This window comes from Paenibacillus aurantius (assembly GCF_032268605.1).
In the GTDB taxonomy this organism is placed as follows: domain Bacteria; phylum Bacillota; class Bacilli; order Paenibacillales; family NBRC-103111; genus Paenibacillus_AO; species Paenibacillus_AO aurantius.
Genome location: NZ_CP130318.1, coordinates 198,507 through 225,047, shown reverse-complemented (window position 1 = coordinate 225,047; position 26,541 = coordinate 198,507). Strand labels below are relative to the sequence as shown.

The following is a 26,541-nucleotide window of genomic DNA, read 5'->3' as shown; positions in this document are numbered from 1 at the left end:
AACCGGGGCCTTAGGGGCCCCGGCTATGTTCGGTTATTCGTTCTTATCGGAATCCGGCTTGTCGTCCCGATCCGATCCAAGCTTGCCGGATGCGTGATCCGCTTCCTTGGTCTGGATGTTCACCTTCACATCTTCCGTCGCTCCGGGAGCCGCCGTCGGCTGCGTTCCGAACGGAATGGCTTCCTCCCCGTCAATGTGACCATTCTCGATCAGCTGAATGATTTGGTCTTTATCCAGGGTTTCGCGATGAAGAAGCGTGTTGGCGATGAGATGCACCTTATCTTCATATTTCTTAAGGATTTCCTTCGCCCGGTCATAGCAGCGGCGGATGATCGTCTGCATTTCCTGGTCGATCTCATAGGCGATGGCATCACTGTAGTTCTGCTCGTGACCCAGGTCGCGTCCCAGGAACACTTGACCGCCCTGGGAATGGCCGAACTGCATCGGACCGAGCTTCTCGCTCATGCCGTAGTCGACAATCATGCGGCGAACGATATCCGTTGCCTTGCGGAAGTCGTCATAGGCACCGGTCCCGACTTCGCCGATAAACAGCTCTTCGGAAACCCGTCCTCCGAGCAGGCCGGTTACTTGGTCGAGCAGCTCGGATTTCGTGACGATCAACGGATCCTCGTTGTCCTTCGGCAGCATCATGACGTAGCCGCCTGCGCGTCCCCGGGGAACGATCGTAACTTTATGAATCATGTGAGCATTGCGCTCGTAGTAGCCGATAATCGCGTGGCCCGCTTCATGGTAGGCCACGGTGCGCTTGTCGCGCTCGCTGATGACCCGGCTCTTCTTCTGGGTCCCGACGATTACGCGGTCGAACGCTTCTTCCACTTCCGCCATGGAGATATCCTTGCGGTTGCGGCGCGCGGCAATCAGAGCGGATTCGTTAAGCAGATTCTCCAGGTCCGCACCGGTGAAGCCGGTCGTATAACGGGCCAAGTTGTCCAGCTTGACGTCCTTGTTCAGCGGCTTGTTGCGCGCGTGAACTTTCAATACCGCTTCACGGCCCTTCACATCCGGACGGTCTACCGTAATCTGTCGGTCGAAGCGTCCCGGACGAAGCAGCGCCGGGTCGAGAATATCCGGCCGGTTCGTGGCCGCCACGATGATGATTCCCTCGTTCGCTCCGAATCCGTCCATCTCGACGAGGAGCTGATTGAGCGTTTGCTCTCTCTCGTCGTGACCGCCGCCGAGACCGGCTCCACGCTGACGTCCTACGGCGTCAATCTCGTCGATAAAGATAATACAAGGTGCGTTCTTCTTCGCATTCTCGAAGAGGTCACGAACACGGGATGCCCCGACCCCTACGAACATTTCGACGAAGTCCGATCCGCTTATACTGAAGAACGGCACGCCGGCTTCGCCGGCAACGGCGCGGGCGAGAAGGGTTTTCCCTGTTCCGGGAGGCCCTACGAGAAGAACGCCCTTCGGAATGCGGGCCCCGACGGCAGCGAATTTGCGCGGATCCTTGAGGAATTCGACGACCTCGACAAGCTCCTGCTTCTCTTCATCGGCGCCGGCCACATCTTCGAAGGTAACGCGCTTCTTCTCTTCGTTATACAAGCGCGCCCGGCTTTTGCCGAAGTTCATCACCTTGCCTCCGCCGCCCTGCGCCTGATTGAGCAGGAAGAAGAACAAGATGAAAATGATCACGAACGGTACGATGGACGTCAGGAACGAGATCCAGATGCTTCCTTCATCCATTTTCTCATACGTGTCCTCTACCCCGCTTTTCTCGATGAGTGCAATAACGCTCTCGTCAATCGGGCCGCGGGTTTTGAAGCTTTTGCCCGATGCGTATTTCCCCCTGATAACGTACGTGTAACCCTCCGGCTTCAAAGAAACCTTCTCAATCTTTTCCCCCGGTTGGGCGGTAGCTGTATTCTTGAGCTCCTCACGGAATTTGCTGTACGAAATCTGTTCCTCCAGATCGTTCTGGGCACTGATAAATCGCACAATTCCGATCACAACCAAGAAAATTAGCAAGTAAAATCCTGTATTTCGAAGGATCCGATTCATCCCCAACCTCCTCTCATGCGGCAACTTGTTTTATTTTACCACAGCCTATCTTGGCTTCTCAACTGAACTGAACGCCCGCAGGAAGCGGCCGGAAAACGGTTTTACAGCCCTCTCGCTGCCCCTCTGCCCATGTCGGATCAGACACGGGAAAAGAACCTCGCCAACCCAGGAAACAGAGGACCGTATACGAACGAAGCTTTAGGAATAAACTTCTTCCTTCAGCACTCCGACAAACGGAAGATTGCGGTATTTCTCGGCGAAGTCGAGCCCGTATCCGACGACAAACGCATCGGGTATGGTAAAGCCCTTATAATCGGGCTCCAGGTCGACCGTCCGGCGTCCCGGCTTGTCGAAGAGCGCCACTACCGTAACGGATAACGCATTTCTTCTCTCCAGAACATCGATCAGATAGCTCAAGGTAAGGCCGCTGTCGATGATGTCTTCCACAATAAGCACATCGCGTCCTTCCACCGGCACGTCCAGATCTTTGATGATCTTGACCACTCCGGAGGATTTGGTCGACGCCCCGTAGCTCGAAACCGCCATAAAATCAAGATCGAGCGGAATGGTGACGTTCTTGACCAGATCGGCCATGAAGATAAACGCACCCTTCAACACGCATATCACCAAAAGGTTGCGGCCTTCGAAATCGCGGCTGATTTGTTGCCCGAGCTCCTTCACCTTAGCCTGAATTTGCTCTTCGCTGTAAAGTACCTCCTGTATATCCCTCTGCAACGATAACCCTCCTACTTGATATCCTATGAATAGGCCGAAATTTACATTACGTCAACCGTCCAGCTTGCGTGGAATCCGTTCCATGACGAGATAGCGGGTGGTACCCGGTGTTACTTGGGCGTACTCCGAATGCTTCAAGCCGGGCAGCCATAAAATCCGGTCCTCCGCATCCACCAACAGCGGCATGCTGCTGCGCAGGCGGGGAGGCACTTTCTCGTCAATGAAAATATCTTTTACTTTTTTGGATCCCTTTAACCCGGCAATGGCCATCCGGTCTCCTTCCCGGCGGCTGCGAACCGCAAGGGGGCCGTGGAGAGCATCCAGGTCGAACACTGCGTAACCGGTTGACGGTTCCTTCCTCCCGGGCAAGGATTCCCGATCGTTCAGGACCTTATACCTCAAACTAATACCCGCTTCCGGGATAAACAAATCACCCTCCGGCTCCGGGACTATATAATAGAAAGAACCCGGGGGTTCCCGACGCTCCGTAAGCCGGATCCGGTCGTACTCCCGGACCATGACCAGCCGTTCGCTCACATCCAGAGTGAGGGTCGTCGTCTTGTTCTGAAGTACTGCCTTACGGATTAATTCCATCCTGATAAAGTCAAGAGAGCCGTTTTCCCCCGCAAGATAATTTAATATTAGTTTAATCAATCGCCTTTGTAAAGCGAGATGGAGCCCCGTAAAATCCTCGCGGGAGAAATGCATCTCACCGGTTTCGACCGTCACAAGCCGGGCAAAAGCTTCCTTCGCCTGCCCCTCCAAATAGTCGTCCTCCACGCCGGCCACCTCGGCCAAACGGGTAAGGGATTCGACGATCCGGGGATTATAGCCGGCCAGGACGGGCATGACCTCAAGCCTCAGCCGGTTGCGGGTGTATTTGCGCTCGGCGTTGCTGCTGTCAAAACAGTAGGACAAGCCCCTGTCCCGGCAAAACTGCACAAGCTCCTGCTTGGTTATACGGATGAGCGGGCGGATAAGTTCCATTTTTTTTAGTGGCCGCCGGGTAGGAATTCCGGTTAACCCCGAAATGCCGGTTCCTCTCAAAACCCGCATAAGGACGGTCTCCGCCTGGTCGTCGGCATGATGAGCGAGCGCCACCGCTTCCGCCCCATTCCTCCTTGCCGCTTCGTAGAGAAAGGCGTATCTCTTCTCGCGGGCCGCCTCCTGCCCGTTCTTGCCGCTAAGCCGTATGTATTCGGGTACATCGATAGTTCCGACTTCGCAAGGAAGGCCGAACTGCGCCGAAAGGGAGCGGACATAATCTGCCTCCCGGTCCGATTCCTCCCCGCGAAACCGGTGATTGACATGGACAACGAGAAGCTTCCACTGCCAGACGGGAGACAGCAAAAAGAGGATATGCAGAAGCGCCACCGAATCGGGTCCTCCCGACACGGCCACGGCCACGCTATCCCCTGGCTTCAGAAGCTTCTCTTCCTTAATAAAACGCTCTACCCTGCCGACCAGGTCCATGGCGTCCATCCCTTCCTTCGTTCCCGACCTTCAGGTTAGATACAGATAAAAGGCCCACAGGCCTATCCCAAGCGAAGCGGCAAAGCCGGCATGCAGCCACCTCAAGGACCTAACGACCCCGGCCGGCTTCTCCTTTATCCCATATACCGCGTCCTTCCATGTCTGGCGCGCCAGCTCCGATGACGGAAATTGGCCGAGCAGCGCCTTGCGGAGGAAGTCCCGATAGGGGCGGCAGGCCGGCTGAAGCCGAACCTCCTCCAGAAGAACCTCCACGCTCCGGTTCTGCGGAAGCATCCGGCTGGAGAAGCAGGCGGCGTCCGGAGCAGCCAGCTGCAGGCACAACACCGCGAAGGCGAACAGATCATAGCCTTCGTCCGCCGTCCGGCTGCCCGCATGCCAATAGGCGCGGTCATGGATTTCCGTAAATTGGCGGACCGCCCGCCCCTTCGCCGTAACGCCGCCGTAATCGACCAGCTCGGCCTCCCCGTAGCCGGAGACAAGGACGTTATCGGCCTTCAGGTCGCTGAAAATCCACCCTTGCTTATGTAGTTCATTCAGTCGCGATAAGAGGCGCAGGCCGGCCAAGCTGAGCCAGTCAGCCCCTTTAAGCCTCACATAATCGCGAAGGCTCACGCCTCTTACATACTTCATGACGTAGAAAGGGTAGGTCTCCCCTTCTATGAGTACGTCGTCGACATCCTTCAAATAACCGGAGAACGCGCCCTCCCGGCCGGACAAATCGGCCAGCACGTTGATCTCCGACTGGTGGTCGACGGCGTCGAATCCTATTTTAAGCGCATACTCGGTCTTCTCTCTCTGGACGAGAAACACCGCCCCGTTCGCTCCGGAGCCCAGTCTGCGAACCACTTCGTATCGGTTGCGGTTCCACTTTCCGTTCAGAACATGCCCGGACGGAAGCCGCCGGTCAAACGATGTAATCACGGAGCATCCCGTCCTCGCCGTTTTCCATACCTGGGGACCCCAGCTGAAGTCCGTCCTCGACAGTTGGCAAACTCCCTCCGCCCCCGCCGGACTTAAAGTGACGGATGGTGTGCAGAAGGGCAGGGCCCGTCGGAGTCGTCCCCTTCATGTTTAAGTTATAAAATAAGTTAGGTATTTTTGCAAGCTCCCGCGTCCAGTCCGCATCCATGCGGATTTCCTCACTGGAATCCCGTCCCGGAAAGTGGAACACCGAGAGCTCGCTCTTCCCCTCCCGGGCCTGAAGGCTTGCCATCAAATCGCGGACAGCCTCTCTTACCGCACCCAGCTTCGGCTTCATGCTGGCGCTGGCATCGACCAGAAGGGCCACCTGCAGAGGAGCCGTTTCGCTTAGGTCGTCCATGGCGGCCACGATTTTGGCTCTCTTCGGAGGAGGAAGCTCGCCGACATCCCCGCTGCCCATAATTTCTCTCAGCTCCGCGTTAACCGCCTGGCGGATCGTATGCGCCACTGTCTGACGGGTCATCATCTGTACCGTATGCGAAAGGGTAACCGAAGGCACGATTCGGGAAATCCCGCCGCCCGCCTTCGCGATTTCGCCGATCTCTTCGGAGCCCAGCACTCCGATCTCCCCTTGATCGATTACCCCGATCACATTGACCACTATGCCCTCGGACAAGGCGTGTCCCGCCGCTATCACAGGACTGATGCCTACGTTGGAGCAACCGTCCGTAATTAATAGAATCTGTTTCATGCTTATCCTCTCCCGTTACCGGTGTCGGCCAATGGCTGCCCGGCCCGCAGGCCGTTTTTCCCTGTAGAATCAACCCATCAACCATTGGCTACTCTATCAGTTTGGCCGGAGTTGAGAGAGTTTAAACCTCCGAGAAAACGCAAAAGCCCCGTACCGAAAGGGCCCTTCCGGTTACAGGGCGTACCTAAGCAGCCGGTCATCCGCCCCCGTCTTGGGCAAACGACACGGACCATCCGTATTCCGGCTGCCGGCAAAAAGGCCCGCTTGGCTCCCGGGCTCGCGGAATCATGGCTTTGCGATTGGAGCTCCCTATGCACTTAACCATTTCAGCTCACCACCTTAGGCCGCTCGATCCGGGCCATGCCCGGCCAGCGGAAAGTTGCCCATTCGGGCTGGTACCGCTCAATGCGTGCGACGAGAACCGTCATGTCATCGGTAATCTCGCCGTGCTGATGCCTCACGATTCGCTCCAGCAGGCAGTCGGCGATTTCCTGCGGATCGTCGGCGCCGATTTCCTGAATCGCGCGTTTCATCCACAGCTCCTTGTTCACCGCATAGCCCGGGGCATCATAGATTCCGTCCGTCATCATGATCAGAATATCGCCCGGCTGCAGCTGCACGCTGACCAGGTCCACTTCGATCTCCTTCAGGATGCCGACCGGAAGGTTATTCGCCGTGATGGGAATGACCTCATTCCCCCGGCGGATGAAGCTCGGGGTCGATCCGATCTTCATGAAGGTCGTCTGGGCGCTGTACAGGTCGATCAAGGCCATATCCACAGTAGCAAAGATCTCATCGGACGAGCGCAGCATTAGAACCGAATTCACCGATTTGATCGCGAGCCGCTCATCCATGCCCGACTGCAGCAGCTGCTGCAGAATCGTCAGCGCCGTACTGCTCTCCTCGCGGGCCCTTTCCCCGTTGCCCATGCCGTCGCTCAGCGCCACCGCGAACTTGCCGTTCCCAAGCTCCACGGTGCTGAAGCTGTCTCCCGAAAGCAGATCCCCGCCTTTGGCGGCGCCGGCCACGCCGGTCTCCACCTCGTACGTTTTGGCGGACCCGAAGGTGACCACCCCGAAGCCGTCGCCTCGTTCGGCGTTATGCTCCTTTTTTACGGTGATGGTCTCGCCCAGAATATCCGAGAGAAGAGGAGCGATGATTTTGCGGCACTCGTCAAAGCCTTTGACATATTGATGGATGATTTCAATTTCCACATTCCCTTCTTCGAGTGAAATGACGTCGATTCCTTGAATCGACAGCCCCAGCTCCTCCAGGGCGTGACGAATCTGTTCCTCCTGCAGGAATAGCTCCTGCCCTTCCCGCTTGATCTCTTTGGCCAGGTCCTCCATCACCTGGGAGACTCCGATCAGCTGGTCCGCTACCAGCTGCCGGCTTTCGTGAATCTGCTTTTTCCATTGAAGGTTGTTCTGGAACAGGCTGAACTGCTGCTTCATGATTGGGAGCACTTGCTCCGTCTTCGAGCAGGCCTTCTTCCATTCCGCCGGAATTTCATGCTTCGCGAACCCCTCGTCCGCTTCAACCGCTGACATCATCTCCGTCATATATTTATAGGTTTGGTAGAATTGGCTGTTCCAGCAGGTCTTCCGCTTGAAGCAGGAAGCACACGCCTTCTGCGCCACCTCGTTCATGAAATGCTCGACTTCCGCCTCCCTTTTGGCTTCCGGATTGTCATTCGTCATCTGCTTGAAGCTCTTGGAGAGCTGGCGGAACACTTCCGAGAACTGCTCCACGCGCCCCGCCGTTATATCACGCACCCGTCTCGCATAATCGTAGTGCGTTTTCATGTTCTCCTGGGTGCCCGGCACATACTTGGCCAAGGTCCCGAGAATCGATTTGCCTGTCAGGAAGAACAGCACCGCGGCGGCCGCCGACTCCCACGTCGAATTCATGGCCGTTGCCTGCGTTCCGATATAAATAGAGAGAATGGACGAGCCGAGAAGCATGCCGAGTGCTACGGCAATGCGCCCTCCCTCCTTCATCAAGCCGCCCAACATCCCCGCAAACGCGAGCAGGCTCATCTGGTAAACGGCGTTGGCGTCAGCCAAGCTTAAGATCATCCCGGAGATCACCCCCACCGATGCCCCCAAGGGAGCTCCTCCCACCAGCGCAAACAGGAGTATGAGGTACCGGGACAGCACGTGCTCCACCGACACGGGCCCGATGGTCCACCCTACCGTTCCGGTCATGACGGAGGCGAGCAGGATAATCAGGCAGATCACCTCCTCGTTACGCAGCACGTAATTTTTGCGGGTGGAGGAGAAGACGGGCAGGGCCTGGATGAAAATCAGGGTCAAGACGAAGCTGAGGAGAGCCTCGATTCCCGACATGGCGAACGTGAACCAGGTCATGTCCATACTCACGAGATACGCGAAAACCTGCACCAGGAAGGTGGTAATCCCCACCATGATCGGGACGTAGGAGATCTCGGTTCGTTCGTACTTCTCCATTCCCTTCTGAATAAGCAAGAAAACCGCGAGCTCGGCCGCCAGGTAGGCGGAATGGGAGTGAAGAGAGAGCAGGCTCCCCGCCACCACCGAAAGCCCGACCCAGGGCACCAGGTCCTTGCGGATGTAATAAACGACGGCGAAAAAAGCGATGGCGAAAGGGGACAGCTGATCGAGGATCGTAGCCCGGCCCAAGAGAAAGGCCATCCCCACTAACAAAAAAGCCCATTTCTTCGCCACCCAGGTTTGCACCAGCCGGTTTTCTTTGGCTGCCTTTCTCATACTGGTTTGAACCCCTTGCGTCCAATTCCCCATCGCCAATTCCATTCGGTTCCATACTCTCTGCTTCTCCATTACGAAACACCGCCTTTTCCCGATTAGTGTTTCCCCATTATAGATGGAATCTAGCAGAAAGTTTGTCAGATAACCGTAGTAGAGTCCAAGAAATTTCCGACAAAAAGCCAAGGTCCCGCGCGGCCTGCGTCCAAGCCCGGGACCCCTCATCCGCTCTATGAAAACCGCTTGAAAAAGCAAACTTTGCGGAATCGCGCAGCAGCCGGTTTAGCCGAACTTGCCGCTTCCTTGTGTCGGAATCCCCCACCTGATGGGCAGCAGTCTGCCGACTGATGGAAACGCGTCCTGCCGGCTTCCGGTCAAGGCCCTCCTCTTAACCGGAACAACAAAAAAGGCACCCCTGAGGGTGCCTGGTTGATATCGATATGGTAGCGGCGGAGGGGATCGAACCCCCGACCTTACGGGTATGAACCGTACGCTCTAGCCAGCTGAGCTACGCCGCCATAACAAAAGAGAGTATATACCACCGTTCGTCCAAAGTCAAGCTCCGGTTACCAGCGGAGATTGGCCGCCCTCTTCTTCCCTGCCAAGCGAAGAGCGGATCGGACCACAAAAAAACCGCAGCCTTAGCTGCGGTCAGCCGTATCTATGAATTAGTCGCGTCTTGCGCCTCTTCCGCCGCGCTTGCCTTCCGTGTTCTTCTTCAGAGACGAGATGCGCTCTTCGCTATCCTTGAGGAACTTGGAGACTTTGTCTTCGAAGGAAGGTTTACCGAATGCCGGTTTGCCGCCGAATCCGCGTCCGCCGCGGTCTCCCCGGAACCCGCCTGGGCGATCTCCGCCTCCGCGGTTAAAACCACCCGGTCCGCCTGGGCGATCTCCGCCGCCCCGGTTGAAGCCACCTTCGCGTCCACCGAAACCGCCACCGTGTCTTTCCGGTCGTGCAGGCCTTTCTTCCACAGGCTTGTCGACAGCCTGCTTAATCGATAATCCGATCTTCCCGTCTTTGTCCACATTGATCACTTTTACCAGAACTTTATCGTTCAGTTTAAGATGATCGTTTACATCTTTAACGTAGTTGTCGGCGATCTCCGAGATGTGAACAAGGCCGGTGCCTCCCTCCGGAAGCTCAACGAAAGCTCCAAAGTGAGTGATGCCTGTCACCTTACCTTCTAACTTGGTGCCCACTTCAATGGCCATAAAGTCTTATGTTCCTCCTCTTAATAAATAAAAGACTGGCTATGGTGATTATAACCGATCGGTCATAGGAGGTCAACAAAGCCGCAGGGTCAGCGGCTTCTTGGCACTTCGAAGACCGTTTCTCCCGCTTCGGAATAGTTGAGCTGGCTACGGATCTGCTCCTTAAGATACTCCGGATCCTGCAGCCGCTTCAGCTCCAGCTTCACATCATCGTTTACCTTCGTAGCCTCGGCCAGCTTCCCTTTGAGCTCAACGAGCTCCGCGTTCTTCTGTTGGATTCTGCCCAACTGGTCGAAAGCTTTTACCGCTCCCCACGCGAATACCGCAACGAGCACCAGCAGGAAAACCTTGGATCTCCGTCGAGCCCCTTGGTTAGAGGGCTTGGCTGCAGGCTTGTTCTGAGTTTGCGGCATATCGGGCAGTACCTCCTGAATCATTTAAATAAACTCCGGATCATGCCGGCTACCCATTCTCGGCTTCTTGTCAACCAACGCTTCATCCAAAGCGGCCATGACAACCTCTTCCATAAAGGAGAAGTCATCCACCGCAGCAATTTCCATATAGGATAAAGCAATTGTATCACAATTCGGTACAGGAAAACAGCCAGCACCAACACAAATCCGGCCAGAATCTTAACGAGACGGTAGAGCAGGATAATAGGCTTGACCACCACCAGCTCAAACGTACGGCGGATCATCCGGGCCAGCCACCTAACCAGCTTGATCAGCAGCAGCACAAGCCGAATGACCGGCCGGCTCAGGAACCAATAATGAAAAGTTACCCCAACGGCCAGTCCAAGAAACACATAGAACCGAAGGTCTCCCTGGTTGCTGTAGTACAACATCCGGAAGACGAATAGGGTAGATCCTGCCCAATACACGAGATCGAAAAGGGAGATAAGCCAGAGCGGCATCCGCAGCTGCCCAGTCAGCACACGGTAGGTATCGAAGACGACTCCGAGAGCCAGACCGCTCAGGAACATCATGCCCATCGTCACGAATTGAGTCTGAAGGGTCACTTGAAGAGCTTTCCGAGAAGTCCTTTGGTTTTGCCCTGGGCGTTCGTTTCCACATAGCCGAGCTCGTTGATCAAGCCCTCGATCGCCACCAGGCCCTGTTCGAGATTAAGATTTTTTATATGTAAATTCTGTCCCTTGATGGTCAAGAAGCCGCATTCCGTTTCCAGCAGAAACTCCTCGCTGTCGAAGCTCTCCACGTTCATTACTCCGGAAATTTCGAGCAGCTTCCGGTTCAGCATTTTGATCTCCTGACGCTTTACTTTTCCATGATCCATGGCACGTCCCCCTTCCTCTTACCATACCTTATGGGGGATTGTCCCGAAATAGAACCATCCGAAAGAGGCGCAGGCGGATCCGAACGCACAAAAAAGGAGACGCGAATGAATCCGAACGCACAAAAAAAAGAGACGCGAACGTCTCTTTTGGGGTCGCAAGGCTAATCGGCTTTGCGCATTTCTTCCTTCAGCACGGTGTACATCTCGCCGGCCTCTTCCTTGCGGACGGTCTCGACGATCCGCTCCACGCGGACGGTGACGTTCTTCTGCCCAAACTGGATGGTGAGCTCGTCTCCGGCTTTCACCGTGCTGCTTGCTTTTGCTTCTTTTCCGTTGATCCAGATTCGTCCCTGGTCCGACACGTCTTTTGCCACGGTGCGCCGTTTGATCAGACGGGAGACTTTCAGGAACTTATCAAGCCGCATTATTTAACGGCTTCTTTGAGTTTGTTTCCGGCTTTGAACGCAGGCACCGTGGATTCCGGAATGGAGATTTCTTTACCGGTTTGCGGGTTGCGGCCAGTACGTCCGTTGCGTTTGCGCGTTTCGAACGTTCCGAAGCCGATCAGCTGAACCTTGTCTCCGCTCGAAAGAGCATCCGTGATTTCACCCAGGAAGCTGTTCAGGACCGATTCCACGTCTTTTTTGGACATACCGCTCTTCTCGGCGATATTGTTTACCAGATCTGTTTTGTTCATTAATGTTACCTCCTAAAGGGTATAAATGGCAGTGAAGCTTAACATAGTATTCTGGATGATTGGGGAAAATCCTGCTGGAAGCCGCGATTTTATTGGACTTTTTTAGCTTCCTGCCAATATTTCTCCATCACTTGTAACTCAGTCTTGTCCATTTTTTGTCCGTTTATACGCATTTGCTCTTCTATATATTGAAATCTTCTATAAAATTTGCGAGAGCAGCTAGCAATCGCTTCCTCCGGATCCACCTTCAGGAAACGGGCCAGGTTCACCACGGCAAAAAGCAGGTCGCCCAGCTCTTCCGTTCTCCGCTCCGGTTCGGCCCCCTCGCCCATCTCGGCTTCCAGCTCGGCCAGCTCTTCGCGGACTTTGGCGAGGACTTCCTCGGAGCGGTCCCAGTCGAACCCGACGGAAGCCGCCTTCTTCTGCAGCTTGTAGGCCTTCATGAGCCCGGGCAGGTCACGCGGAACCCCGTCGAGGACGCTCTGCTTCTCCACCTCGATCCCCTTCTTGCGCTTCTCCTCCTGCTTGATGTCCTGCCAATTGGCGAGCGCCTCCTCGGCATTGCCCGCGGTCCGGTCCCCGAACACGTGAGGATGGCGGCGGATCAGCTTCTCGTTCAAGCCGGCTATGACGTCGAATACGGTGAACGCCCCGGTTTCCTCCTCCATCTGGGAATGAAGCATGATCTGGAGAAGCAGGTCCCCGAGTTCCTCGGCCATCGCATCGGGGTCGTCATCGTCGATCGTTTCGAGCACTTCGTAGGTTTCTTCTATTAAATTCTTGCGGATGCTTTCGTGTGTCTGCTCCCGGTCCCACGGACAGCCATCCGGGCTGCGCAGAATCGCTACGATCTCATGAAGCCGGGAAAAGGTACGGTTCTGCAGTTCGTCCTGTTCGCTTCGCGGAACCCAAATAAGGGAAAGGTTCCCATACCCTTCCTCGCGGTCCAGCTCATAGAGAGGAACCTCCCGGATCACTTCCTCCCCCGGCACCCCAAGGGCATGGCCGATCGTAACGGGATAATCGTCCGGGTACAGCTCCATCAGCCCAAGCTTGACATCGGATGCCGTGTAGGCGTCATAAACCTGGCCAATGATGGTATGGAGGAGCGGATTCAGCCGTCCTCCTTGAACATCCCCCGCATCGAGCAGCTGGAACCCCTCAATGGGGTCGAAGCCGAACCGCAGGAACACCTGGTCGAGGAAGCTCTCCCCGCCCAGAACCTCAAGCGGGAGTCCCTGTTCGGCGCACCGGCTCCTTAAGAGCTGCGTCGTCTGCTCGGCCACCATCGGATGACCCGGCACTCCATAGAGGACAGGCCCATCGCCCGCTTCCGCGGCAAGCTCCATCAGCTTATCCGCAATCTCTTCATAAACCGAGGCGAAATCGGAGTGGCGTTCATAGACAGGGTCAAACGAGTGGACCTCGATCCCGCTCCGCTTCAGGAAGTCGACGACTGGGTGCTGTTCGGTCCGGACGTAAATCCGTTTGGCTTCCTCTATCCTTCTCCATATTCCGAGCGTCAGTTGGTTCTCGTCGCCGGTTCCCAGCCCTACGATGATGAGCTTTGCTTCCATCGGTTTCTCTTCCTTTCCATATCCGCCCGGACCCCGGCGATTTCTACTGGTCCCCAGGTCGGAATCCATTAGGTTTTGGGCAAAAGGCGCAGCCGCTCCGCCAAGCTGACGAGCTTGTCTCCCCCTTTCGGGAGCTCCGCGAGCCGGCTGCGGGTTATGACGCGAAAGCGGAAGAGGCACACGGCGTAAACCGCTGCTCCGCCCCCGACTCCGCCTAAAGCGAGCGCCGTCTGCGCCAGCCGGGCGTCCTCGGCGATTCCCGAAGCCGGGAACTCCCCGAAGATGAGCTGCAGGAGCAGGAGGGCCGCGGCCATGACGGCGAGCGCGGCCAGCGGCCTGCCGAGAAAGGCCCCGGCGGGGAGGACAAGCGACGTCCTCCGCTGCAGCGCCCACAGGTTCAAGCCGGCGGCAAGCGCATAAGCGGCTACCGTGGATAACGCGGCGCCGTTGATGCCCCAAAGAGGAACCAGAGCCGCGTTCAGCGCCAGCTTAAGACCCACGGCCGCGAACAGGTGCACCGCCGGTGCCCGCAAGGCGCCGAGTCCGACCAGCAGGCTGCCGGTGACGAGGTTGACGGCGCTGAACAGCGCCGAGCTGCCGATCAGGGCCATGGCGGTCGAGCCTTCCGGGCTCTCGTAGAACATGACGTTCAGGGGAATGGCCAGGCTGACGAGACCGACGGCGGCGGCCCCTCCCACGACCCAGGTGAAATGCAGGATGGCGTACGCCCTCCGGCGGACTTCCTCCGCCCCGAGCATCTTCGCCTCCGCCATCGCGGGAACCAGGGCGGCGGAGAGGGACGTCGCCACCAGGGCGACCAGCTGCACGAGCGGCTGCCCGTGGTTATACAGGCCTATCGCATAGAGCCGGCCGGCTTCGTCCCAGCCCTGAGCTCGCAGGAGCCCGGGGAGGGTCAGCGAGTCGGCCATGGTAAGGAGCGGCAGCACCAGCGAGCCAAGGGCCACGGGCACGGCGGCCTTCAGGAACCGCCAGGCCAAGGGGCCGAGCGGTTCGGTGGGCGCCGGGCGGGCGGGGCAGCCTTGGGCGGCGCGCGTACGCCGGCGCCAGTAGACGGCCATCACCAGGAAGCCCGCCGCCGCCCCAGCCGCCGAGCCCGTCATGGCCCCGGCCGCGATGCGGTCCGCACCCGCTCCGAGGCGCACGTAGTAGAGCAGGAGGGTCAGCATGACGGCGACCCTTACCAGCTGCTCGGCTACTTGCGAGACGGCGGTCGGCACCATGTCGCCACGTCCCTGGAAATACCCCCGAAGCACCGCAAGCAGCGGAACGAGAAGCAGGGCATAGGCTACGCTCCGGATGGCGGGTGCCGTCTTCGGCGAGTCGAGCCAGCCGGCCAGAAGGTCGGCGCCGCCGTACAGGAGGACGAAGAAGAGCAGGCTCGACACCGCCAGTACCCCCGCCGCCACGGCTAGCACCCGCCGGGCGTCGCCCGGCCGCCCGTCCTTCAGGCGCTCCGCCACAAAGGCCGAGACGACAATAGGGAATCCCGCTGTAGCCAGGGTCAGAATAAGGATATAAATCGGATAGACGATATTATAAATGCCGAAGGCGGCATCTCCCGCCAGGTTCTGCAGCGGTATTTTCTGAAGGGTCCCCAGCAGCTTGCTGACAACGGCGGCTCCTCCCAGGACGGCCGCTCCCTTCCACAGGCCTGCTTGAACGCGGTGTGCCGGATGATGATCGTTCGCCATAGGTGACTTCCTATTCTTATAAACGGATGCCCCCATTATACCGAAAACCCGCCCATACAAAAAGCTCCCTGTCAGAAGGTGAGATCACCCGCTCGAAGGAAGCCCTTGGTCCGGTACCTTATTTCGACTACTGCTCCATCTGCTTGGCCAGAAATCCCGAAGCGATCTCCGCCATCTTGAGTTCCATTTCTCCCATAGTAACGCCATCGTCTTTGCTGACCAGGATAACCGAACCGATCGGGTCTCCGCCTGCCACGATCGGAGCAATGACATACGAGCTGTAGGATTCTTCCATTCCTTTAATGAGTTCATAGCTGCCGCTGCCGCTTTCCACAGCGGATTTGCGGTTTTCCATACTGGTTTCGATCAGGTTTCCAATCTGCTTGTCCAGGTAATCCTTCTTGGAGCCGCCCGAAACGGCAATAACATTGTCCCGGTCGGTGATCAGGATGAGATGGCCCGTGCTTTCATAGAGCGAATCGGCATATTCCTTGGCGAAATCCCCAAGTTCCCCGATCGGGGAATATTTCTTAAGAATGACTTCTCCGTCCCGGTCCACGAAAATCTCCAAAGGATCTCCTTCCCGAATTCTCAGGGTACGGCGAATTTCCTTCGGGATGACCACCCGTCCCAGGTCGTCAATACGGCGAACAATTCCAGTAGCTTTCATTCGTCTTGATGCCTCGCTTTCTGTGATGATCAGATTCACTGGATATAAGTGTAATTACAGTATTCTTCCACAGAGTTTTTCTTATACATTCCAGCCCCGAGGCGGTTTCGATGGGAGAACCTGTGGGCTTCGGTGCGTCGTTACACATTATGCCCTTATTTAACAAAAAAACAAGGGCCCCTTAAAGGGATCCCTTGGAAGTCTTGTTATTTTTTGCTCGGCTCGGCAGATGGGCTTGCCGAAGGGGCTGCACTAGCACCTGGGGAAGCACCAGCGCCAGGAGCTGCGCTTGTTTCTGGAGCGGCCGGCATGGAAGGCTCCGGAAGATTGGATTTGAATTCATAATCCGGAAGCTTCTTCTCCATGAAATCGTTGATGAGGGATTGTCCGAGGGTCGAACGGATTTCGTCCTTCTTCTCGTCCAAGGTTTCCGTCTTGCGGGTATCGACACGCATAACATGATACCCGTAGTCGGATTTGACCGGATCGCTCACTTTGTTAACCGGAAGCTCGGCCATGGCTTTAGTAAATTCCGGCACGAAGCTGCTGTTGCCTACGCTTTGGTTCTCATATTTGCCTCCGTTTTCCTTAGAGCCCGGATCATCCGAGTATTCCTTGGCCAGGGCATCGAAATCCCCGCCCTTGTTGAGCTTATCCTGAACTTCCTTGGCGCGCTTCAGCGCGTCCTCGTCGGTGCGAAGCACCTTCTTCCCTTCCGGATCGGCCGGATCCTTCGTGGAAACAAGGATGTGACGGACGGTTACGATATCGTAGAAATGAGGGTCTTCCTTCAGACGCTTGTCATAATCGTCCTTCACCTGCTGATCGGTAACCTTGGCATCCATATCGGCCATCACGACGAAGGTTTGCTTGAAGTAATCTTCTACGTCCTTCTGCGTGATTTTGGCATCCTTCAGCTTCTGATCGAAGCTGTCCTTCTGGGTTTTGTCCCAGCTCTTGATGGGCTCCAGGTATTCGGTGGCTTTCTTCTCGCCTTCGGTTTTGGCTGTATCGGTTGCCTCTTTGGAGAGGATTTCGAGAACGGCCTCCTGGGTCAGCATCTGCTTCTCGATGAAGCCCTTGTATTCAGGGCTTTCCAGGGCGGACGCCATTTGCGGATCGAGCACCTTGTTGACGCCCATAAATTTATCGAATTCGGCCTGCGTGATTTCGCCGCCTTTGTATGTGGCCAATGCTTTGCTGGTGTCCGCGGCTTCTTTATTGTCTTTCTTGCCGCAGGCGGCCAGCGATACCGACAGGGTTAAAGCCAACCCCAAGGCAAGCCCCTTTTGAGTCCAACGTTTGTTAATTTGCCGCATTCTGTAATTCTCCCTTCGGTTTGTGCACATCCCGGTACTGCTCCAAAAACTTCACGAGCAGCTCTATCGATTGTTCCGGCTTGTAGCCCTTTCCTTTGATTTCGATAAGGATCTGGGGCCCCGGAATGACCTTGATGCGATTGTCAAATTTGGCGGATAAGAGAACGAGGCGCTTGCCGTCCAACGTTCCATTCTGGTCGGCATGCAGCTTGATGTGGAAATCGTCGCCACGCTGGCTGATCAGCTCAATCCGGTACTTGGATCCGTAAACCTTGATCCGCGCCACATCGAGCAAATTGCTGACCGCTTGCGGCAGGTCCCCGAACCGGTCGACGAGCTCGTCATGCAGATCGTCCGCCTCTTCGAGCGTGGTAATCGTTGCCACTTTTTTGTAAATTTCAATCTTCTGCATGCTATCATAGATATAGTCCGATGGCAAATAGGCATCCAGATGCAGTTCGAGCTGGGTCGTCCAGGCTTCTTCCGGAGCCGCTTCTTCCCCGCCCATCTCCGCTTTGCGCTTGTTGATCTCCTCGGCCAGCATCTGCGAATACATATCAAATCCTACGGAAGCAATAAACCCATGCTGCTCGGCGCCGAGCAAATTGCCCGCACCCCGAATGGACAAGTCCCTCATAGCAATTTTAAACCCTGACCCTAATTCTGTAAACTCTTTAATCGCCTGGAGCCTTTTCTCCGCCACCTCGGTGAGGACTTTATCCCGCTGATACGTAAAGTAGGCATAAGCAATCCGGTTGGAGCGTCCGACCCGCCCGCGAAGCTGGTAGAGCTGGGACAAGCCCATCTTGTCGGCATCATGCACAATCAAGGTGTTGACATTCGGGATATCCACGCCCGTTTCAATAATGCTTGTGCTGACAAGCACATCATACTCCCCGTCGAGGAAGTCCAGTATGGTCTTCTCCAGCTCCTGCTCGGTCATCTGGCCATGGGCGACAATGACCTTGGCATCGGGGACCAGCATGGAGATCTGATCGGCCATCTGCTGAATGCCTTGCACGCGGTTGTACAAGTAATAAACCTGGCCTTCCCTGGCCAGCTCCCGCTCGATCGCTTCCCTGATTAGAGCGTTGCTGTGCTCGAGAACGTAGGTCTGCACAGGGAACCGGTTCTCCGGCGGCGTTTCGATAACGGACAGGTCCCGCACCCCGAGCATCGACATGTGCAGAGTCCGCGGAATAGGCGTCGCCGTTAGGGTCAGCACATCGACATTGGTTTTAAGCCGCTTCAGCTTCTCCTTGTGGGATACCCCAAAGCGCTGCTCTTCATCCACGATGAGAAGGCCCAGCTCTTTGAATTGGACATCGGCGGACAGGAGCCGGTGCGTCCCGATGACCACGTCGACCGTACCGTTCTTGATTCCCTTCATCGTTTCGTTCTGTTCCTTCTTCGAGCGGAACCGGCTCAGCACCTGAATGTTAAACGGATAACCGGAGAACCGCTCCCGGAACGTTTCGTAATGCTGCTGGGCCAAAATGGTCGTCGGCACAAGAATGGCGACCTGCTTGCCGTCGATCGCTGCCTTGAAGGCGGCGCGAACCGCCACCTCGGTTTTGCCGTAGCCCACGTCTCCGCAGAGCAGGCGGTCCATCGGCCGCGGCTTCTCCATATCGGCCTTGATCTCTTCGATCGCCCGCAGCTGGTCGCGGGTTTCTTCGTACGGAAAAATGCTTTCGAATTCGTCCTGGTAGGTCGAATCCTTGCTGAACGGATGCCCGGGAGTCGACTGGCGCGCGGCGTACAGCTGAACGAGCTCGTCCGCAATATCCTTAACGGAGGAGCGTACCTTGCTTTTGACTTTGTTCCAATCGGACCCGCCGAGCTTATAGATCTTGGGCTCCTTGTCCTCGGACCCGACATACTTCTGAATGAGGTCGATTTGATCGATCGGTACCGACAGCTTATCCCCGCCGGCATATAGAATATGGAGGTAATCCTTATGGATGCCCGCCACTTCAAGCGTTCCGATTCCGACATATTTGCCGATTCCATGATTGACATGAACGACATAATCGCCGACCTTCAGCTCCTGGTAGCTTTTGATACGCTCGGCGTTTTCTATTCTCTTTTCGACCTTGCGCGCCTTGCGCTGCTTCTGGGAGAACATCTCTCCCTCGGTGATCACGACAAGTTTAATAGAGGGCAGTTCGAAGCCGGTCTGTAAATTCCCGTTCACGATCACCGGCTCGTCGATCTGGTAATCGCTCAATACCCGCTTGACGCGCTCCTTGCGTTCTTCCCCGTTGGCGAGAAGCTGGACGTTTGCCCCCGCCTTCTTCCAGCGGTCCATCTCCGCCTTAAGCAGGTTCATCTGCCCGTGGAAGTTCTGCATTACCCGGCATGTGAAATTCACGATGTTCTGAGGCTGGGTTTGCGGAACTTGGCGAAGAAAAAGAGAAAGATAGAGCGTCTGGTGCGGCTTTCGCTGAAGAAGAGATTCATAAGGCTTCGAGATGACGAAAGCGGGAAGCGATTTGCCTTCCTGAAGCAGACCGGTCACCCATTCCGCTTCGTCACGCTCCAGCTGCTTGGCCGTTTCCAGAAGACGGGCCGGCTCATCGATTATAAGCAGGGCATCCTTCGGAAGGTAATCAAGCAGCGTCTGCTGCTCGGGATACAAGAGGGAAATATATTTATAGATTCCGGCAAAATGCTGTCCTTGCTCCAACCGGCTTATCTCATCCCGGATTTCATCCCGCAGCCTCTGTTTCGCCTGCCGGTCGACCATCTTCTCGAGTTGAACTTCCAGAAGATCGTAGGCGTGAGCGGATGCATTTTGGAAGCGCTTTCTATCTGCTATGATCTCTTTGCACGGGGTAACCGTCAGCTCCCCAAGCTTATCGATCGAGCGCTGATCAGCCACCTCAAAGGACCGAATGGAATCGACGTCGATGTCGAACAGCTCGATCCGGAACGCTACCTCTGAGGTTAACGGATACAGGTCGACGATCCCCCCGCGGACGCTCATTTCCCCTTTGTTCTCCACCCGCTCTACCCGTTCGTAGCCGAGCATGGTTAGCTGCGTCAAGAACGCATCCAGGTCGAGGGTGTCGCCCACCTTGACAGTTACCTGGGACTCGGTAAAAACAGAGCTGACCGGAAGCAAACGCCGCAGGCCCGCGTACGGGGTAACCACGATCCCGGTGAATCCGGAAGCGAGTCTCGTTAACGCATCAATGCGCTGGGACAGCATCTCGGGGCTCGCCGCGGCGGCTTCCACTGCCAGCATTTCTTGGGCAGGGAATAGCAGCACCTGCTCGGGCGAGAGGCACTCCATCAAATCCTCCGTTATTTTCTGTGCCGCGAACATATTATGCGTGACGACCAGCATCGGCTGCTTCTGCTCCTGCATCAGAGCGGCCATCATCACTTGTCTCGAGGAGCCGGCAAGCCCCGCAATCAGCTGCTCGCGCATCCCGGAACGAACCCCGGACAGAATCGATTGAAAATCTATATCGGCGGCAAAAGCCTGTAACAAATCTTGCACAATTCCACCTCCATCAAGCCTAAAAACAAACGGACGTTTCCTTACGGGAACGCTGAACGCGGTTCCTTCGGGAAGCCCTAAAAGCCCCACTAAGTGGAGCGGATCTACAAGGCGACTTAACGGGGTTGGCGGGAAGTCTGCCTATCCGCCTTAAGGACAAGGCACTGCCCGGTCTCCCCGTAACCTCAAAAGAAGCCCAGGCTGGCGAGCCAAGGCTTACGGCGTCGGTAAGAAAACCGATAAATTCCGGACGAACGTGACTATTGAAGCGGACTGGCCAGCAGGGACAATTCCGGATTCGCTGCCAAGGCTTCCCTGCAGTAGTCACAAACCACTTTCACCGTCATGTCGCCATTTAAGTTATATGCTATTATATCGCTGCGTTCTTCAGGGGTCAAGAAATGCAGGCCGAGCTGCTGCTCGCTTACCGCCCCGCTGTCCAACTCCCCGATTGTCGTGCGGCAGTGCCGGCAGACATATTTAATAGCCATGTGTATGCCCTCCCTTTCCTTCCTATTCCCTCCCAGTATTCCCCGGAATCCGAGAAATTAAGCTTGAGAAAGGAAAGGGAGATTACCGAATAAGACTCTAGGCGTTAAATTTGGCCATCGTCTGCTCAAAGGTATGCTCCAGGCTGTATTCCATTGCCTCGCAGGTCGCCTCCAGCACCTTCGGCAGCTCTTTGAATTCGGCCTTTGTGAAATTCGACAGCACATAGTCCGCGATGCCATAGCCGGGAGCCGGCCGGGAGATCCCGATGCGGATCCGGTCAAACTGCTGTCCGCCCATATGCTGAATCATCGATTTGATCCCGTTATGTCCTCCGGCGCTGCCCTGGTAGCGGAGCCGGATTTTGCCGAATTCCGTATCGAGGTCGTCGTAAATCACCATCATGTCGCCTTTATCGGCTTTGTAGAAATCCATAAACGCTCTTGCGGCTTCTCCTGAGAGGTTCATATACGTAACGGGCTTGATAAGGTAAACCTTGGTTCCTCTCACATTTCCCTCTCCCACCCAAGCCTTCAGCTTGGAGGGCTTAAAGGTAATTCCGTGCTGCTTCGCGAACAAATCGAGCGCCATGAAGCCGACATTATGCCGGGTCGCCTCATATTCCGTGCCCGGATTTCCGAGCCCGATGAACCATTTCATTGGGGTCATCCTTTCGTTAAAAGAACCTTTTGCTTCCTTCTTTCGACTTTTTGGTAACTTTTTTTGTCTTTTGGTGTGATAGAGGCGCGATTTCCTTTGTCTTCTTTAGTAGAGCGGCCCAAAAAAGGGAGCTCCCAATCCAAAAAGAAAATGAGGGTGAACCGCAATGAGCAGCTTCGGTCAAAAGCTGACCCACGATGTGCATTTTCTCGACCATATCAAGCATGAAGTTCCCGTTCAAGTCTATCTCAATACCACTCATGAGGACATCGGCTTCGTCCAGTCGTTCTCCGACCATTATATCAAAATGAACGATGTCTTTTACAACCGCAGCCAGTTCAAATTCATTTCCCGCCCGGGGTACTAAAAAAATCCCCCAAAAGTGAAGCAGATGCTTCGTTGCTTAGTCCGATTACTTTCGGGGGAGCCCCCGGAAACACAAAAAACAAGCCCGCGGGAAAGCAAAAAAACAAGCCCCCGGAAAACAAAAACATCCCCCACAAAAGTGGAGCAAGTGCGTATGCCGCGAGTCTCTTGCCGCTCAACAAAAAAAGAGCTTCTCGCTGGGAGAAGCTCTCTTCACGTCGGGATAAGCCAAGCCGGGAAAGCGGTTATTCCGCTTTCTCTTCGTTGCTTTCTTCCGCCGCTTCGTCCGCATTCGTCTCTGCCGCCGCCTCGCCCGCTTCCTCCTCCTCTTCGACCGCTTTGGTCGGAGCCAGGACGGAAACAATGACACTCGTCGGTTCGGTCAGCAGCTCAAGGCCATCCGGGAGGGTCAGGTCAGAAACGAGAAGGTTCTCCCCTACCTCGAGGTTGCTGATGTCAATCGGCAGGGAAGCCGGCAGGGCTTCCGGAAGACCCTTGACCTCCACCTCGTGCAGAATCGTCTGGAGCACGCCTCCCGCCTTAACGCCGGCGGATTCTCCGGTTTGCTCAATGGCAACCATCGATTTAACCGGTTCGTTCATGTTGATTTGATGGAAATCGACGTGGGTTACCTGCCCCGACACTTTATCCTTTTGAAGCTCGTTGATCATCACGGGATGCTTGCCCACCGAAGCGATATCCAGCTCCAGCACGGCATGCGGATTGCTGCGGAGCACCGCAGTCAGGTCCTTGCCCAGAATGGAAATGGTCGCTGTCCCGACATTTTTGCCGTACACGGAGCCCGGGATGTAGCCTTCCGCCCGCAGCTTGTTCGTTTCGGACCTTCGGGTTCCTTTGCGCACTTCCGCTTTCAAGCTAGTCGACATCTTTAAATTCCTCCTTGGATCGGCAGTTGTCCTTCAACAGCATCGGCCGGGGGAGCAGCTCCCCCAAGTCAGCCGGCAAGCAAATCCACTGCTTGTGCCGCTGTGCCGTACGATTGAATTATTTTACCCTTTCCCGGGAGGTTTGAAACAAGCTGTCTTTACTTCCGGTTCTTCTTCTCCTGCAAACGGTTCTTCAGGCGGGAGGCATAGCCGGGCTTCGTCACCTGACGTTCTCTGGCAATCGCCAGGGCATCGCTTTCGACGTCGTGCGTAATGGTAGAGCCTGCCACCACATAGCCTCCTTTGCCAATCTTGACCGGAGCAATGAGGTTGACGTTGCTCCCTACGAACGCATCGTCCTCCACCTCGGTCAGATGCTTGCTGAACCCGTCATAATTGACGGTTATCGCCCCGCAGCCCACATTAACGTTGCGGCCGATCCGCGCGTCGCCGACGTAGCTCAGATGAGACACCTTGCTGCCGTCCCCAATGGTGGCGTTCTTGATTTCGACGAAGTCGCCGATCTTGACCTGCTCGCCGAGCTTCGCTCCCGGTCTCAAATAAGCATACGGGCCAACCGACGTTTCCGCCCCGATCACCGCTTCCTGGGTAACCGATTGCTTAACCGTTACGCCATTAGCCACTTCGGTATCCGCCAGCTCCGTGTACGGTCCGATGACGCAGTCTTCTCCAATCCGCGTCCGGCCCTTCAGCACGGTTCCCGGAAGGATCGTCGTGTCGGCTCCGATCGTCACATCGGCTTCAATGTACGTATTCTGCGGATCGACAATCGTGACGCCGTTCAGCATGTGTTGGCGCTGAATCCGTTCCCGCATCAGCCGCTCGGCCTCCGCCAGGGCCACCCGGTCGTTCACGCCGATCGATTCCGCCGGATCGGGACTGCAGTAAGGGAGAACGGCCTCTCCCTGGCCGCGGAGGATGCCGATGACATCGGTGAGGTAATACTCGTTCTGGGCGTTCTCATTCGTCACCTGGCCGAGGGCCGCAAACAGCTTGCGGTTGTCAAAGCAGTACGTTCCGGTATTGATCTCCTTGACCCTGGCCTGGTCCTCGGTGCAGTCCTTCTGCTCCACGATGCCCGTTACTTTCCCGTCCGCGTCTCGGATAATTCGTCCATACCCGTGAGGATTGTCCAGCTCCGCCGTGAGAACGACAGCCGCCGCTCCCTGGTCTTTCTGCAGTTCGACCATCCGGCGCAGGCTCTCTTCCGTGACGAGCGGGGTGTCTCCGCAGACGATCAAGGTGACACCGTCCTCCTGCGCGAGCAGGTCCGCCGCCTGCAGAACGGCATGCCCCGTTCCCAGCTGCTGCTCCTGCAGGGCATATTCCGCCCGGTCCCCGAGGTAATTCCGGACCGCTTCCGCTCCGTGTCCGACAATCACGACCTTGCGGGCGCAGTCGATCCGGTCAAGCGCGTCGGCCACATGGCCCACCATCGGCTTGCCGCATACGGGATGAAGCACTTTATACAGCTTGGATTTCATTCGTTTGCCCTGTCCTGCGGCAAGCACTACACTAAAAATTTGCAAGGGAACACCCTCCCATTAGTTAAAATAAATGATTGTTTCTTTTTATGCCGTCCCAGTGCCTTATCCTTGAGTACTGTTCTGCTTCTCTTATGATATTCGTGCGCCTAATGAGGTTTCCTCGGGATAAGGCACCAGCATTCATTGCTTAAGAATTGGGGTCATTATAGCCTACTTTAGGCAAAAAGAAAAGAGAGCCTCACGGCTCCCGTCCAAGTCTGTTCTTGCTTTAAGCTCCCGCTTCGATTACTTCATCTTCAACCGCTGCATTCTCGTATTCGGCGAGTACCGCAGCCTGGATCTTCTCCCGGGTCGAAGACGAAATGGGATGAGCGATATCCCGGAATTCCCCGTCGGGTGTACGTTTGCTCGGCATGGCTACGAACATTCCATTGTTGCCGTCAATGACACGAATGTCGTGAACGACGAATTCATTATCAATGGTAATCGAAGCGATAGCCTTCATTCTACCCTCGGAGTTGACTCGGCGGAGTCTGACATCTGTTATTTGCATTTCTGTTCACCACCTTTTCGCTAGTAGGACTTGGTATATAATTCCACACTCCCTTGCAAAATCCTTCTCGCTCACGAGGATTCTTTATACATTTTTTTATAAATTTTTTAAATATTTATCGAATTGGGATTATTCGGCATTAATCGAGGCGATCAGCTCTATTTCGACAAAAACATCCTTGGGCAGGCGAGCCACTTCGACAGTAGAACGGGCCGGTTTGTGATCCCCAAAGTACGAGGCGTACACTTCATTAATAGCGGCGAACTGGTTCATGTCCTTCAAGTAAACGGTGGCTTTCAGCACGTCGCCGAAATCCGCTCCCGCTTCCCGCAAAACCGCTTTCAAATTACGAAAAACCTGATGCGTTTGTTCCACCGCTCCTCCCTCCACAAGGGTTCCTTCCGTCGTCAGGGGAATCTGGCCGGAGGTGAAGAGCAGATTGCCGAATTGAACGGCTTGCGAATAAGGTCCGATCGCGGCGGGCGCCGCTTCCGTGGATACGATAACGGGTTTCATACGGTCATCTCCTTTTATTACTTTAACTTTTAGTCAAAATAATTTCCCGGCAGTACGGTCACGCTCTTGTTCCGGGAATCGACGTTGGCGAGGCGGGCGAGGGAAACGTAATCCTCCACCAGATGCTCCTCGACTTCTCCCGATTCGACGAACACGCCGACTCCTTTGACCGTGGCGCGGAACTCCTGCAAGAGGTCCTTCATGCCTTGAATGGTCCCGCCCGCTCTCATGAAGTCGTCAATGATCAGCACCTTCGATTCTTCTTTAAGCGCACGCCTGGCGAGCGACATGGTCTGGATTCGTTTGTTCGAACCGGAAACATAATTAATACTCACCGCAGAGCCCTCGGTTACCCGGTTGTCCCTTCTTACAATGACGACGGGCAGGTTCAGGAAGGCAGCGGTCGCATAGGCAAGCGGAATCCCCTTGGTTTCCACCGTCATGATCACATCGATGTCGAGATCGGCGAAAGCCGAGGCGAAGATTTTGCCGATTTCATTAATCACCGAAGGGTGGCCGAGGACATCGGACATGTACATGTACTCCCCTGGCAAAATCCGCTCCGGTACCGCAAGCTCCCGGCAAATGTTCTCGATAAACGGCAGAGAGACGGCCTTGGGGGTTTTCGGGATAAACTTCACCCCGCCCGCAGCTCCGGCCAGCGTATTCAGTTCGCCGAGCCCTTCATCGTGGAATACCTCCTTGATGATGGCTAAATCCTCGCTAATGGAGGATTTGGCGGAATTGTAGCGCTCTGCAAACGTCGTCAACGGGATAAGGGAATGGGGGCGGACCAGCAGGTACTGGGTCATTTCCACCAATCTTGCGCTTCGTTTTAATTTCTTCATGCGACACCCCAAATCCGAATATTATAATCTGAATATATCATTAGTGTACGGTTT

The 26,541-nt window shown here is 55.7% G+C and carries 25 protein-coding genes and 1 tRNA gene; 1 reads left to right on the top strand and 25 read right to left on the bottom strand.

Going from position 1 to position 26,541, the window contains the following annotated elements:
- Positions 1-33: 33 nt before the first annotated feature.
- From ftsH to pth, 20 genes are all read right to left on the bottom strand, one after another.
- Positions 34-2,025 (bottom strand): ATP-dependent zinc metalloprotease FtsH, encoded by a 1,992-nt coding sequence (gene ftsH / locus MJA45_RS01040; protein ID WP_315605470.1) that lies wholly within the window; start codon positions 2,023-2,025, stop codon positions 34-36.
- Positions 2,026-2,223: 198 nt separating this feature from the next.
- The gene (gene hpt / locus MJA45_RS01035; RefSeq protein ID WP_315605469.1) at positions 2,224-2,760 is read right to left on the bottom strand and encodes a hypoxanthine phosphoribosyltransferase; all 537 of its coding nucleotides are present in this window, start codon (positions 2,758-2,760) and stop codon (positions 2,224-2,226) included.
- A gap of 51 nt (positions 2,761-2,811) precedes the next feature.
- Complete coding sequence (gene tilS, locus MJA45_RS01030) at positions 2,812-4,242, bottom strand: tRNA lysidine(34) synthetase TilS (protein WP_315605468.1); 1,431 nt, start codon at positions 4,240-4,242, stop codon at positions 2,812-2,814.
- Between the two features lie 21 nt (positions 4,243-4,263).
- Positions 4,264-5,175, bottom strand: a complete 912-nt coding sequence (locus MJA45_RS01025) for a protein kinase domain-containing protein (protein ID WP_315605467.1) — start codon at positions 5,173-5,175, stop codon at positions 4,264-4,266.
- Positions 5,159-5,926: a vWA domain-containing protein gene (locus tag MJA45_RS01020; RefSeq protein ID WP_315605466.1), complete on the bottom strand. Its 768-nt coding sequence runs from the start codon at positions 5,924-5,926 to the stop codon at positions 5,159-5,161. Before MJA45_RS01020 ends, MJA45_RS01025 begins: the two co-directional genes overlap by 17 nt.
- A 326-nt stretch (positions 5,927-6,252) precedes the next feature.
- A complete protein-coding gene (gene spoIIE / locus MJA45_RS01015) occupies positions 6,253-8,745 on the bottom strand; it encodes a stage II sporulation protein E (protein ID WP_315605465.1) in 2,493 nt (830 codons plus the stop codon).
- 366 nt (positions 8,746-9,111) lie between these two features.
- Positions 9,112-9,188, bottom strand: a tRNA-Met gene (locus tag MJA45_RS01010).
- Positions 9,189-9,338: 150 nt separating this feature from the next.
- Positions 9,339-9,884 carry a S1 domain-containing RNA-binding protein gene (locus MJA45_RS01005; protein WP_315605464.1) on the bottom strand — a complete coding sequence of 182 codons (546 nt, stop codon included), beginning with the start codon at positions 9,882-9,884 and terminating at the stop codon, positions 9,339-9,341.
- A gap of 89 nt (positions 9,885-9,973) precedes the next feature.
- Positions 9,974-10,297, bottom strand: a complete 324-nt coding sequence (locus MJA45_RS01000) for an FtsB family cell division protein (RefSeq protein WP_315605463.1) — start codon at positions 10,295-10,297, stop codon at positions 9,974-9,976.
- A gap of 20 nt (positions 10,298-10,317) precedes the next feature.
- A complete protein-coding gene (gene yabQ / locus MJA45_RS00995; protein WP_315605462.1) occupies positions 10,318-10,902 on the bottom strand; it encodes a spore cortex biosynthesis protein YabQ in 585 nt (194 codons plus the stop codon).
- On the bottom strand, positions 10,899-11,177 hold the full coding sequence (gene yabP / locus MJA45_RS00990; protein WP_315605461.1) for a sporulation protein YabP: 279 nt from the start codon (positions 11,175-11,177) through the stop codon (positions 10,899-10,901). The genes yabQ and yabP overlap by 4 nt, the downstream gene beginning before the upstream one ends.
- Positions 11,178-11,338: 161 nt before the next feature.
- On the bottom strand, positions 11,339-11,602 hold the full coding sequence (locus MJA45_RS00985) for an RNA-binding S4 domain-containing protein (RefSeq protein ID WP_315605460.1): 264 nt from the start codon (positions 11,600-11,602) through the stop codon (positions 11,339-11,341).
- Positions 11,602-11,874: an HU family DNA-binding protein gene (locus MJA45_RS00980; RefSeq protein WP_315605459.1), complete on the bottom strand. Its 273-nt coding sequence runs from the start codon at positions 11,872-11,874 to the stop codon at positions 11,602-11,604. Before MJA45_RS00980 ends, MJA45_RS00985 begins: the two co-directional genes overlap by 1 nt.
- An 89-nt stretch (positions 11,875-11,963) precedes the next feature.
- Positions 11,964-13,451 carry a bifunctional methyltransferase/pyrophosphohydrolase YabN gene (gene yabN, locus MJA45_RS00975; protein WP_315605458.1) on the bottom strand — a complete coding sequence of 496 codons (1,488 nt, stop codon included), beginning with the start codon at positions 13,449-13,451 and terminating at the stop codon, positions 11,964-11,966.
- A gap of 68 nt (positions 13,452-13,519) precedes the next feature.
- Positions 13,520-15,163 carry a putative polysaccharide biosynthesis protein gene (locus MJA45_RS00970; protein WP_315605457.1) on the bottom strand — a complete coding sequence of 548 codons (1,644 nt, stop codon included), beginning with the start codon at positions 15,161-15,163 and terminating at the stop codon, positions 13,520-13,522.
- Positions 15,164-15,290: 127 nt separating this feature from the next.
- Positions 15,291-15,833 carry a stage V sporulation protein T gene (gene spoVT / locus MJA45_RS00965; protein ID WP_315605456.1) on the bottom strand — a complete coding sequence of 181 codons (543 nt, stop codon included), beginning with the start codon at positions 15,831-15,833 and terminating at the stop codon, positions 15,291-15,293.
- A gap of 206 nt (positions 15,834-16,039) precedes the next feature.
- Positions 16,040-17,152 carry a peptidylprolyl isomerase gene (locus MJA45_RS00960; RefSeq protein ID WP_315605455.1) on the bottom strand — a complete coding sequence of 371 codons (1,113 nt, stop codon included), beginning with the start codon at positions 17,150-17,152 and terminating at the stop codon, positions 16,040-16,042.
- Positions 17,139-20,660: a transcription-repair coupling factor gene (mfd, locus tag MJA45_RS00955; protein ID WP_315605454.1), complete on the bottom strand. Its 3,522-nt coding sequence runs from the start codon at positions 20,658-20,660 to the stop codon at positions 17,139-17,141. The genes MJA45_RS00960 and mfd overlap by 14 nt, the downstream gene beginning before the upstream one ends.
- Positions 20,661-20,920: 260 nt before the next feature.
- On the bottom strand, positions 20,921-21,151 hold the full coding sequence (locus tag MJA45_RS00950; RefSeq protein WP_315605453.1) for an anti-sigma-F factor Fin: 231 nt from the start codon (positions 21,149-21,151) through the stop codon (positions 20,921-20,923).
- A gap of 97 nt (positions 21,152-21,248) precedes the next feature.
- Positions 21,249-21,809, bottom strand: a complete 561-nt coding sequence (gene pth, locus MJA45_RS00945) for an aminoacyl-tRNA hydrolase (protein WP_315605452.1) — start codon at positions 21,807-21,809, stop codon at positions 21,249-21,251.
- Between the two features lie 166 nt (positions 21,810-21,975).
- Between pth and MJA45_RS00940 the strand changes: the two genes are divergently transcribed.
- Entirely contained in the window at positions 21,976-22,176 is a 201-nt protein-coding gene (locus MJA45_RS00940; RefSeq protein WP_315605451.1) for a hypothetical protein, read from the top strand.
- A gap of 244 nt (positions 22,177-22,420) precedes the next feature.
- On the opposite strand, the gene MJA45_RS00935 is transcribed toward MJA45_RS00940, so the two are convergent.
- From MJA45_RS00935 to purR, 5 genes are all read right to left on the bottom strand, one after another.
- Positions 22,421-23,062: a 50S ribosomal protein L25 gene (locus MJA45_RS00935; protein ID WP_315605450.1), complete on the bottom strand. Its 642-nt coding sequence runs from the start codon at positions 23,060-23,062 to the stop codon at positions 22,421-22,423.
- Positions 23,063-23,220: 158 nt separating this feature from the next.
- Positions 23,221-24,612 carry a bifunctional UDP-N-acetylglucosamine diphosphorylase/glucosamine-1-phosphate N-acetyltransferase GlmU gene (glmU, locus tag MJA45_RS00930; RefSeq protein ID WP_315605449.1) on the bottom strand — a complete coding sequence of 464 codons (1,392 nt, stop codon included), beginning with the start codon at positions 24,610-24,612 and terminating at the stop codon, positions 23,221-23,223.
- A gap of 226 nt (positions 24,613-24,838) precedes the next feature.
- Complete coding sequence (gene spoVG / locus MJA45_RS00925) at positions 24,839-25,123, bottom strand: septation regulator SpoVG (RefSeq protein WP_315605448.1); 285 nt, start codon at positions 25,121-25,123, stop codon at positions 24,839-24,841.
- Between the two features lie 129 nt (positions 25,124-25,252).
- On the bottom strand, positions 25,253-25,639 hold the full coding sequence (locus MJA45_RS00920) for a RidA family protein (RefSeq protein ID WP_315605447.1): 387 nt from the start codon (positions 25,637-25,639) through the stop codon (positions 25,253-25,255).
- 29 nt (positions 25,640-25,668) lie between these two features.
- Complete coding sequence (gene purR, locus MJA45_RS00915) at positions 25,669-26,487, bottom strand: pur operon repressor (RefSeq protein ID WP_315605446.1); 819 nt, start codon at positions 26,485-26,487, stop codon at positions 25,669-25,671.
- Positions 26,488-26,541 lie beyond the last annotated feature (54 nt).

Excerpts from the sequence above, each read along its gene's own strand:
- spoVT (WP_315605456.1), bottom strand. The coding sequence starts at position 15,833 with ATGAAAGCTACTGGAATTGTTCGCCGTATTGACGACCTGGGACGGGTG.
- yabN (WP_315605458.1), bottom strand. The coding sequence starts at position 13,451 with ATGGAAGCAAAGCTCATCATCGTAGGGCTGGGAACCGGCGACGAGAAC.
- MJA45_RS01005 (WP_315605464.1), bottom strand. The coding sequence starts at position 9,884 with ATGGCCATTGAAGTGGGCACCAAGTTAGAAGGTAAGGTGACAGGCATC.
- MJA45_RS00940 (WP_315605451.1), top strand. The coding sequence starts at position 21,976 with ATGAGCAGCTTCGGTCAAAAGCTGACCCACGATGTGCATTTTCTCGAC.
- MJA45_RS01000 (WP_315605463.1), bottom strand. The coding sequence starts at position 10,297 with ATGCCGCAAACTCAGAACAAGCCTGCAGCCAAGCCCTCTAACCAAGGG.
- spoIIE (WP_315605465.1), bottom strand. The coding sequence starts at position 8,745 with ATGGAGAAGCAGAGAGTATGGAACCGAATGGAATTGGCGATGGGGAAT.
- spoVG (WP_315605448.1), bottom strand. The coding sequence starts at position 25,123 with ATGCAAATAACAGATGTCAGACTCCGCCGAGTCAACTCCGAGGGTAGA.
- ftsH (WP_315605470.1), bottom strand. The coding sequence starts at position 2,025 with ATGAATCGGATCCTTCGAAATACAGGATTTTACTTGCTAATTTTCTTG.
- MJA45_RS00920 (WP_315605447.1), bottom strand. The coding sequence starts at position 25,639 with ATGAAACCCGTTATCGTATCCACGGAAGCGGCGCCCGCCGCGATCGGA.
- purR (WP_315605446.1), bottom strand. The coding sequence starts at position 26,487 with ATGAAGAAATTAAAACGAAGCGCAAGATTGGTGGAAATGACCCAGTAC.
- MJA45_RS00980 (WP_315605459.1), bottom strand. The coding sequence starts at position 11,874 with ATGAACAAAACAGATCTGGTAAACAATATCGCCGAGAAGAGCGGTATG.
- tilS (WP_315605468.1), bottom strand. The coding sequence starts at position 4,242 with ATGGACGCCATGGACCTGGTCGGCAGGGTAGAGCGTTTTATTAAGGAA.
- MJA45_RS00950 (WP_315605453.1), bottom strand. The coding sequence starts at position 21,151 with ATGGCTATTAAATATGTCTGCCGGCACTGCCGCACGACAATCGGGGAG.
- pth (WP_315605452.1), bottom strand. The coding sequence starts at position 21,809 with ATGAAATGGTTCATCGGGCTCGGAAATCCGGGCACGGAATATGAGGCG.
- yabP (WP_315605461.1), bottom strand. The coding sequence starts at position 11,177 with ATGGATCATGGAAAAGTAAAGCGTCAGGAGATCAAAATGCTGAACCGG.
- MJA45_RS00985 (WP_315605460.1), bottom strand. The coding sequence starts at position 11,602 with ATGCGGCTTGATAAGTTCCTGAAAGTCTCCCGTCTGATCAAACGGCGC.
- MJA45_RS01020 (WP_315605466.1), bottom strand. The coding sequence starts at position 5,926 with ATGAAACAGATTCTATTAATTACGGACGGTTGCTCCAACGTAGGCATC.
- MJA45_RS00960 (WP_315605455.1), bottom strand. The coding sequence starts at position 17,152 with ATGCGGCAAATTAACAAACGTTGGACTCAAAAGGGGCTTGCCTTGGGG.
- MJA45_RS00970 (WP_315605457.1), bottom strand. The coding sequence starts at position 15,163 with ATGGCGAACGATCATCATCCGGCACACCGCGTTCAAGCAGGCCTGTGG.
- MJA45_RS00935 (WP_315605450.1), bottom strand. The coding sequence starts at position 23,062 with ATGTCGACTAGCTTGAAAGCGGAAGTGCGCAAAGGAACCCGAAGGTCC.